This window comes from [Clostridium] ammoniilyticum (genome assembly GCF_025566905.1).
GTDB lineage: Bacteria > Bacillota_I > Bacilli_A > Erysipelotrichales > Coprobacillaceae > Faecalibacillus > Faecalibacillus intestinalis.
This window is the reverse complement of sequence record NZ_JAOQJR010000006.1, coordinates 121,862-131,039: the sequence shown is the minus strand read 5'-3', so window position 1 is coordinate 131,039 and position 9,178 is coordinate 121,862. Positions and strand designations below refer to the sequence as shown.

The following is a 9,178-nucleotide window of genomic DNA, read 5'->3' as shown; positions in this document are numbered from 1 at the left end:
CCCACGATTTTTTAGTTACTCTATTTATTTTTAATATTGCTTTTTATTTTAACAACATTATATACAAATAAATAAAATATATTTGCTCTCATTGAAATGATTTTTTATATTACTATAATACTTGTTGTTTTACTGCTTGGCATTCTAGATGTTAAAAATAGAAATCATTTAGTATAAGATTAAAATGTACGAATTGAAGTTGTTAATTTACAAATTATTATGTATGAAATCGAAAAGGGTAAGTTATTTATGAAAATAAATTTAATAGTTTTTGTTATAAATGATAATATTTGAAAACAAATTACAAAATTTGAATTCGAGTAGATTAAATTGCTTAAAAAATATAAACTTATTATAGTAGATAAAAGATAAAGGAGAATTTCAAATGAAAAAAATCATGTTAGTTTGTTCGGCTGGAATGTCGACAAGTTTATTAGTAACAAAAATGGAACAAGCAGCAGAAAAAGTAGGAGATGAAGTAGAAATCTTTGCTCTTCCAATGTCTGATGGAATTAACAGACTTTCAACTGTGGATTGTGTTTTACTTGGCCCACAAGTTAGATTCAATTTAGGAAAAATTAAAGAAGAAGCTGCCAAAGTCAATCCAGGACTTCCAGTAGATGTTATTGATATGAAAGATTATGGAATGATGAATGGTGAAAAAGTATACAATTATGCTAAAAAACTAATGGATGAATAAATTTTAATAAAAATACTATTATAATTTTTAAGATCTATTATTTATAGAAGGAGAATAATTTACATTTTGCATTTATTCTCCTTTTAAATTTTAACTATTAGCAAAGTAATGTAATTTGCCCAGAAGGCGTCGAAACAGAAGTTATGAATAGTCAAAAAATATTAGCCAATTTGGTGGGGGGTATAGATTATATAACTTTTAGGACTAATTTCAAGAATAAAAATCCCGTTCATTGAAAAATTAAAATAAAAGAATAAAATATAAGAGGAGTAAAAAGATTGCTCTGATTAGTTTATCGTATTACATAGAAAAGTAATCACAAACTTTCCAGGCTGGTGATTACTTTTTTTCTTTTCAATCTTTTAAACGTTTTAAACTTTTTAAAAATAAGAAAATAAAAACGACTTGCTTATTTTCCTGTTTTCAAAATTTCTAATTTGTGGTAAAATTAATTTGCTGATGGCAAAAAACTAGTGTATTTAGCACTAGGATAGTTATTGTTTAAAATTAATCAAATCAAATTTGCGTCTAGTTTAAACAGCGCGAATATGACAGAAAAACTATATTAGAAAAAAATTCTCAATCCAAAATTTCGAAGTGTAGAATATATTATTGCCGTTAGCAAAAAGGACATTAAGTTGTCCTTTTTATTTTTGCACCTTTTTCTAATTTTTAACTTTTTGTTTTACATCCTTCTTACTATTCTACTTAAATTCATATTCTTTTAAATGAAGTCCATCAACTATTGTCAATTCAAAATACATTTCATAAAAATACTGATTAAAAATTATCATTATCATCTTATATCCATTTATATCAATTCTTTTCATTGTGTCAAAAACAATGTTTATTTTATCAACGTAATATACATCCTCTTTTTCAATATTTTCTTCAATATTATCTCCAACATTTTTATCAATTCTTACAATGTTTTCTACATTATTTTTCTCTATGTTTTCAAATACATTCTTTTCAAAAAAGTTTCACGACAAAGTCTTTTGAAATAACATTAATTTTGAAGGTTACTCTTATAGTATGACGAAATAATTTTGGATAGGTTACACTTTATTGGACAATTCTAAAGAGAACTGTTTATAATAAATAAAAATGAAATGAGGTAACCAAAATGGCAAGAAAAAGAAGAAATTACACTGATGAATTAAAAAAGAAAATTGTTGAATTGTATAATAGTGGAAAACCAAGGGCTGAACTTGTAAGAGAGTATGAGTTAACACCATCAGCTTTATCATCATGGATCAATAAATGCAATAATTCAGGTTCATTTAAAGCAGAAGATAACAGAACTCCTGAAGAAAATGAATTAATCAAACTTCGTAAAGAAAATCAACGATTAAAAATGGAAAATGATATTTTAAAGCAAGCAGCGCTGATTATGGGACGAAAATAAATATTATTTTATCCAATTCGTATAAATATCCAATCAGCGCGATGTGTAAATTACTCAATATTTCAAGCTCATCTTTATATTACGCTAAAAATAAACCTGCAAAAAAATATAACGCAGAAGAAGAAAAACTAACACAACATATTAAAGAAATATTTAAAAATAGTCGTAATAACTATGGATCTAGAAAAATCAAAGTTGAATTAAAGAAAAAAGGAATTATAGCCAGTAAGCAACGAATTAGACGTATCATGAAGGAAAATGGCCTTGTATCAACGTACACAGTCAAACAATATAAAGTGCATAAACAGACATGCAATAACGATAAAATAGATAACAAGTTAAAACGAAATTTCAATCAAGAAGAAAGAATGAAAGTAATTGTAAGTGATTTAACTTATGTCAATGTTGCAGGAAAATGGAACTACATATGTTTAATGTTAGATCTATATAACAGGGAAATTGTAGGCTATACAGCAGGAAAACATAAGGATGATGATTTGGTTAGAAAAGCAATAACTACAATAAAATATGATTTAAATAAAATTGAAATATTTCATACAGACAGAGGAAATGAATTTAAAAATAATATTATAGATGAAGTACTAGATACTTTTAAAATAGATAGGTCACTTAGTGCTAAAGGATGTCCATATGATAATGCAGTAGCAGAAGCAACCTACCTATAAATCAAAATTTTAAAAGCAGTTTAAGAGTACTTCGCATAATGTATATTATATAACTTTTATAGTATATATAAATAGTTTTTTATTATTTTAACTATTTATATACTTGTATTAGATAATAATAAAATATGTGCATAACATGACAAGTATTACGGAAATAAACATAACAAATATGAATATAAGTTTATTATTACTTTTAAGATTTTTATATAAAGCTAGAAATGAAACGATAAATAATAATATAGATAAAAGATAAAATGAATATAAAATAACATTACTGTGCATTTGAATTGCAAATATAAATAATAAAACTCCTAATAAATCCGCAAATAATGAATAAAGAATGATTTTTCTATTTTCCATTTTTCTATCCCTATTTTAATAATTCTAATATAGATGAACCTATACCATTATATTTAACATTGAAGTTATCGCAAATTGTAGAACCGATAATTCCAAAAGAATCACCATCATTTAATACTTTCATTTCATTAAATTGTTTTGAATAAATTATAAGTGGTACTTGTTCACGTGTATGATCTGTTCCTCTATATGTTGGATCATTTCCATGATCAGCAGTAACTATTAATAAATCATCTTCTTTTAATTCATTTATTAATTCTCCTAATTGTACATCGAATTCTTCAATTGCTTTTCCATAACCAGCAGCATTTCTTCTATGCCCATAGACCGCATCGAAATCAACTAAGTTAATAAATGCTAAACCATTAAAATTGTCACTTGCTAATTCAATAGTTTTATTCATACCATCTTCATTACTTACTGTTTTAATTTTTCTTGTAATCCCTTGATCAACAAATATATCTGGTATTTTACCTACACCTATAACATCTAATCCCGCATCTTTTAAAGAATCAAGCGCAGTTTTAGAAAATGGGGCTAATGCATAATCATGTCTATTAGATGTACGAGTAAAATGTCCTTCTTTTGTTCCTATATATGGTCTAGCGATAACTCTACCAACCTTCCATTTATCATCCATAGCTATTTCTCTAGCAATTTGACATGCATGATATAATTCTTCTAATGGGATAATATCTTCATTTGCAGCAATTTGAAAAACAGAATCGGCAGAAGTATAGACTATCCAATCCCCCGTTTTGATTTGATGTTCTCCATACATATCTAGAATTTTAGTACCACTACATGCAATATTTCCTACACATTTTCTACCAGTTTTTTTCTCAAATAGGTCAATAAATTCTTTAGGAAAACCGGTATCTGTAAATGTAATAAAAGGTTTTTCTGTTTTAAGCCCCATCATTTCCCAATGTCCAGTCATTGTATCCTTACCATTCGATGCTTCATTTAATTTTAAAATATAAGCTTGTGGGTTTTGTGTTTTAGCAACACCTTTAAAATCACCTAAATTACCAAATCCTAAATTTTGCAATGTTGGTATATTTAAACCATCACATATTGAACAAATATGACCAACGGTATTTGCTCCAAAATCATTATATTTTTTTGCGTCTTTTGCATTTCCAATTCCCATTGAATCACAAACAATGAGAAAAATTCTATTAAATTTCATGAATACTATCTCCTTTTTTTATTTTTGCTCTTAAATGATATTTATTATAATCATCAATAATTTTATTATTTGAAACATGAGTATAAATAGTGGTTGTTGAAATATCACTATGCCCAAGTAATTCTTGAATAGAACGTAAATCAGCACCATTTTCATACAAGTGAGTTGCAAATGTATGTCGAATAGTATGAGGCGACACTTTCTTTTTGATATTTGCATTTATACATGCTTCTTTTAGGATTTTATAAAAATACTCACTAGATATTTTATTTAAATGATTATTAAAAAACAAGTAATCATTATCTTTAAAATCTAATTTAGGGTATCTAAAATCATAAATATAACATGATAAAATTTCACATACATAGTCATTTAAAGGCAAAAGCCTTTCTTTATCCCCTTTTCCAATTACGTTTAAATATTTCATTTTTAAATTAAGTTGTGATAATTTTAAATTACACAATTCAGAAACTCTCATACCTGTTGCATATAATAGTTCTAGCATAGCTCTCGTTCTAGCATTTTTAAAATTATCCATTTCAATACTATCAAGTAATGTTTTTATTTCTTCCATATTTAAAACCTGTGGAAGTCTTTTAGTGTTTTTTGGTAAATCAAAAGTCTCCATAAGATTTTTTTTAACAATTTCTTCTTTCATCAAAAATTTATAAAATGAGCGTAGTGAAACCATTTTTCGTGATAAAGAAGATGCTGCTAGAGATGTAAATTGTTGTAAATATTTTCTAATCATATCTTTATCAATTTGATCGATTAAAACAACTTGATTTTGTTTTTGAATATAGTTTATAAAATGTTCAAGATCTCGCATATAATTTTTTAATGTATTATCTGATACCTTTTTTTCTATTAATAAATATTGTTTATATTCGTTAAGTGCATCATATATGTTCATATTACCACCATATTTATTATATCACGAATGATTATTGAAGAACAATTTTATATAAGGTAAATTTTTAACAGTGCAGATATGAATATTAAAAAACATATAATAATTAAGTAATTTAAAATATAATTAAATAAATATTTTAAACTGAAGTTATCTTTTTGTATGAAAGTTAATTTGAAACTTTGTATAGAAAGATAAGTTGACATAAAAGACATCACATACGTAATTAAAATTTCAATAATCATTTGAGGTAATACAATAATAAAAATATTATGAAACGAAAGAAGCGATTGATAATATTTAAAAATAAAAGAAATAATACATAAAATTCTATAAATGATTCCAATTGATATAACTGGAGCACCAATAAAACTTGTTGCTGAAACCATGATGATTATTATGTACATAAACGTACATAATAGATATGAATTTAGTTGATGTGTTTTAAAGAATATGAGATCAACCGAAATTTTATAAAGAGAATATTTATTTAATGAAAAAAATATAATTGAAATAATTGTTGAACAAAGAAAATTTAAGAATAAATATTGATGTAAATACATATTTTTCTTTTGAATAAAAAAAGACATCATATCTCCTCCTATAGCATAGGATATGATGTATTCTTTTTTTTATGATTATTCTTTTCTGTACTTGTTTTTTGATTTATTTAATAAAGCAGAAGCCGTTGTCAAATGATATTTATTCTCACTATTAATTTTATTGATTACATCCTCTGTTGTTTTTATTTTATTTTTCTCAATATTTTTGTCAAATAGACTTACTTGTTTTTTATAACTGCTTCGATTGATAACATTATTTAACGAAACTCCAATAAGTCTAAGAGGTTTTCCACTATAATTTTTATCAAATAAGTATTTTGCAGTAGAAAGTATTATCTCATATTCATTGATATAATCAATTAAAGGAGTTTGTCGTGTAACTGACTCAAATCGAGAATACTTAATCATAATACTGATCGAATTGCCAATCAAATTTCTTTTTTTTGCTCTAAATGAAACTCTAGAACATAATATACGTAAAGTTTCATAAATAGTCTCTATATCATTTGTATCGTATTGTAAGGTTGTTGAATTACCTACAGATTTTAATTCGTTTTTTTCAGTATTTACTTTAGAAATATCTATTCCATTGGCTTTTCTATATAATAGAAGTGCATTTTTCCCAATAATCTGACGTAATTTATTATAGTTATCATAATTAGCTACATCTCCAATAGTTAAAATGCCCATTTCTTTGAGTTTAGGTGCAGTTTTTTTACCAATTCCAAACATTTCAGAAACATCAAGGGGCCAAAGTAATTGTTTATAATTAGATTTATTTAAAATGGTAATACCCATTGGTTTTTTCATATCACTAGCCATTTTAGCCATAAATTTATTAGGAGCAATTCCAATAGAACATTTTAGTTTTAATGTATTTAAAACATCATTTTGAATGATTTTTGCAAGTTTGTAAGGATGAATATTATGTTCGATAATGTAATTAGAAAAATCAACATAACATTCATCAATACTTGCTATTTCTAACAAAGGACTATATGTTGAAATCAATTCAAAAAATTGACTTGATAAACGTCTATATAAATCAAAATTTACGGGTTTTATGATTAAATTTTTACATAATTGTTTAGCTTGAAATAATGGCATTGCAGAATGGATTCCATATTTTCTTGCTTCATATGAAGCAGTAGAAACAATCGCACGCCTGTTATTTCCAGATATTACTAAAGGTTTTCCTTCCAAAGAAGAATCATGTGCCATTTCAGCACTTGCATAAAATGCATTTAAATCTATATGAAATATAATTTGCATATAGCAGCTCACTCCCTTAGCAACATTGTAACATATTTTAATTATAAATAGTGCCCTTTATTTGCTAATGCTGTTTTATGTGCTAATCTCAATTTATCGGCAATCATTGCAATAAATTCAGAATTTGTTGGTTTAGATTTGGAAGCAGATACTGTGTATCCAAAGATATCATCAATGGCCTCAGTATTTCCTCTATTCCATGCAACTTCGATTGCATGTCGGATAGCTCTTTCTACTCTTGAAGAAGTGGTATTATAATTTCTTGCAATTTCTGGATATAGTACTTTCGTTACTTGACCTAAAATATCAATATTATCATATGTTTTCATAATTGCTGTTCTTAAATACATATATCCTTTTATATGAGCAGGAATACCCACTTCATGTAAAATTTCTGTGATTTCATTTTCGATTTTAACTTTTTGAATTTTTTCAGTTTCATTAACATGAGTCTCATTGATTTTTGTCTCATCTGAAAAAACGCGTTTAATAACATCCATAAAATAATTAAAATCAAAAGGAATTTTAAAACAATAGCTTACATTTAATTTTTCTAGTGCATTACTTATCAATGGACTAGTAAAACTTGTAATACATACAACTTTTTGATAAGCATTTTTATTGACTTCCCTCACTTTCTCTAATACTCCGACACCATCAATATCAGTGAGCATCAGATCAATAACTAATAAATCACAATTGTTTGTTTTAAAAAAAGTAATTGCATCACCTGCACTATTAGCAGTACCTACAATTTGATAATTGGAAAATTTTTCAAATTGTTGTGCTATACCTTCTAACAGTTCATGATTTTCCACAATAATAAAGATTTTCTTTTTTTCCATAATTACCTCCCATCCACTACCAACAACCATATTATATAAAGTATTCTAATTTATGTTTAGATTTTAGATAAAAATTAACATAAATTTATAAATTTAATAACTAATATTTAGTATTTTTAAAAATATATCTACATTTTTCTTAAGTATTTTTTATTATTTGTCGAATTTTAGAAAAATAAGAAATACAAATTATTACATGTTTTGTTAAAAATAAGATAAAATTAGTATTATTTTTTTATAAAAGCCATGTTAAAAACATGGCTTTTATTCGTTATCTATCATCCATTGTATATACATGCCATACCCTTCCAATATCTCTGATTTACTTGCATGTGTAACACAACCTATTAATTTGTTATTTTGAATGATCGGAGAACCACTCATACCTTGAATAATACCATGGCATTGTTCTATGATTTTTTGATCTGTAACAATAAATTTTATTCCTTTTTCCATAGGTTTATCTTGTTTTAATAGATCAGTAATTTTTATCTTACATTTTTCTACATTATTTTCATTTAAAACCGTAAGAAAATATGCATCTCCTAATTTAACTTCATCTATGGTAGCAGTTTTATAAACATTTTTATTTGGAAGATTATTAATTTTCCCATAAACGCCAAAATTATTATTTTTTTCTATCTCACCTATAGATTGATTATCAATATTACCAATTTTTTGACCTATATTGTATGACTCGGTTTTCTTTATACCTTTTATGGAAGCAGAATACAGTGAACCATCATTTATATCAAGATCATCATCAACCATATTGTGCCCCAAACAAGCAAATTTGCCTGTATTTAATTGATAATAGGTAACAGTTCCTATTCCTTTAGCACAATCTTTTACATATAACCCTGTACTAAATTCAGCATTATTTTTATAAATTTTCATAGTTTTATGATAAATATTCGATGCCCTTTTTATTGTGAATTCTAAATTACTTGTATTGCAATTTTTTATTATATTTGTTAAATCATCAATTGTTTTAACATTTTTCTTTTCAACACTGGTAATAATATCATTGATTTCAAAATAATTAGATGGATCAATAATTTCATTGTCAACTTTTATTTTATAGAAACCAGTAATGCAAACACCATCATAATTTAATATTATTCCAACAGATTCTCCTCCAATTAAAACATCAATTGCATTAATAGGTACTATCATTAATATAATAGATAGACAACAGGTATAGAAGGATATTTTAAGCTTTTTAAAAAGCATAGATACCTC

General features: G+C 25.6%; 6 protein-coding genes and 1 pseudogene. 2 read left to right on the top strand and 5 right to left on the bottom strand.

Translation table 11 applies throughout. The annotated features are described in order from the left end of the window. Positions 1-385: 385 nt before the first annotated feature. Entirely contained in the window at positions 386-700 is a 315-nt protein-coding gene (locus OCV55_RS07575; protein WP_032090055.1) for a PTS sugar transporter subunit IIB, read from the top strand. 1,126 nt (positions 701-1,826) lie between these two features. Further along, positions 1,827-2,788 (top strand): annotated as a pseudogene (locus tag OCV55_RS07570) (IS3 family transposase); the annotation flags it as partial. Positions 2,789-3,164: 376 nt separating this feature from the next. Here the strand turns inward: OCV55_RS07570 and OCV55_RS07565 are convergent. The 5 genes from OCV55_RS07565 to OCV55_RS07545 all read right to left on the bottom strand — a co-directional run bounded on the left by OCV55_RS07565 (position 3,165) and on the right by OCV55_RS07545 (position 9,169). Next, positions 3,165-4,346 carry a phosphopentomutase gene (locus OCV55_RS07565; RefSeq protein WP_032090057.1) on the bottom strand — a complete coding sequence of 394 codons (1,182 nt, stop codon included), beginning with the start codon at positions 4,344-4,346 and terminating at the stop codon, positions 3,165-3,167. After that, positions 4,336-5,259: a site-specific tyrosine recombinase/integron integrase gene (xerA, locus tag OCV55_RS07560; protein ID WP_147580260.1), complete on the bottom strand. Its 924-nt coding sequence runs from the start codon at positions 5,257-5,259 to the stop codon at positions 4,336-4,338. Before xerA ends, OCV55_RS07565 begins: the two co-directional genes overlap by 11 nt. Positions 5,260-5,894: 635 nt before the next feature. Continuing rightward, positions 5,895-7,091 carry a DNA polymerase IV gene (locus OCV55_RS07555; protein WP_147580259.1) on the bottom strand — a complete coding sequence of 399 codons (1,197 nt, stop codon included), beginning with the start codon at positions 7,089-7,091 and terminating at the stop codon, positions 5,895-5,897. A 41-nt stretch (positions 7,092-7,132) separates the two neighbouring features. Next, a complete protein-coding gene (gene spo0A, locus OCV55_RS07550) occupies positions 7,133-7,936 on the bottom strand; it encodes a sporulation transcription factor Spo0A (protein ID WP_032090061.1) in 804 nt (267 codons plus the stop codon). A 264-nt stretch (positions 7,937-8,200) separates the two neighbouring features. Beyond that, complete coding sequence (locus tag OCV55_RS07545) at positions 8,201-9,169, bottom strand: SpoIVB peptidase S55 domain-containing protein (protein ID WP_032090062.1); 969 nt, start codon at positions 9,167-9,169, stop codon at positions 8,201-8,203. Between the last annotated feature and the right edge of the window lie 9 nt (positions 9,170-9,178).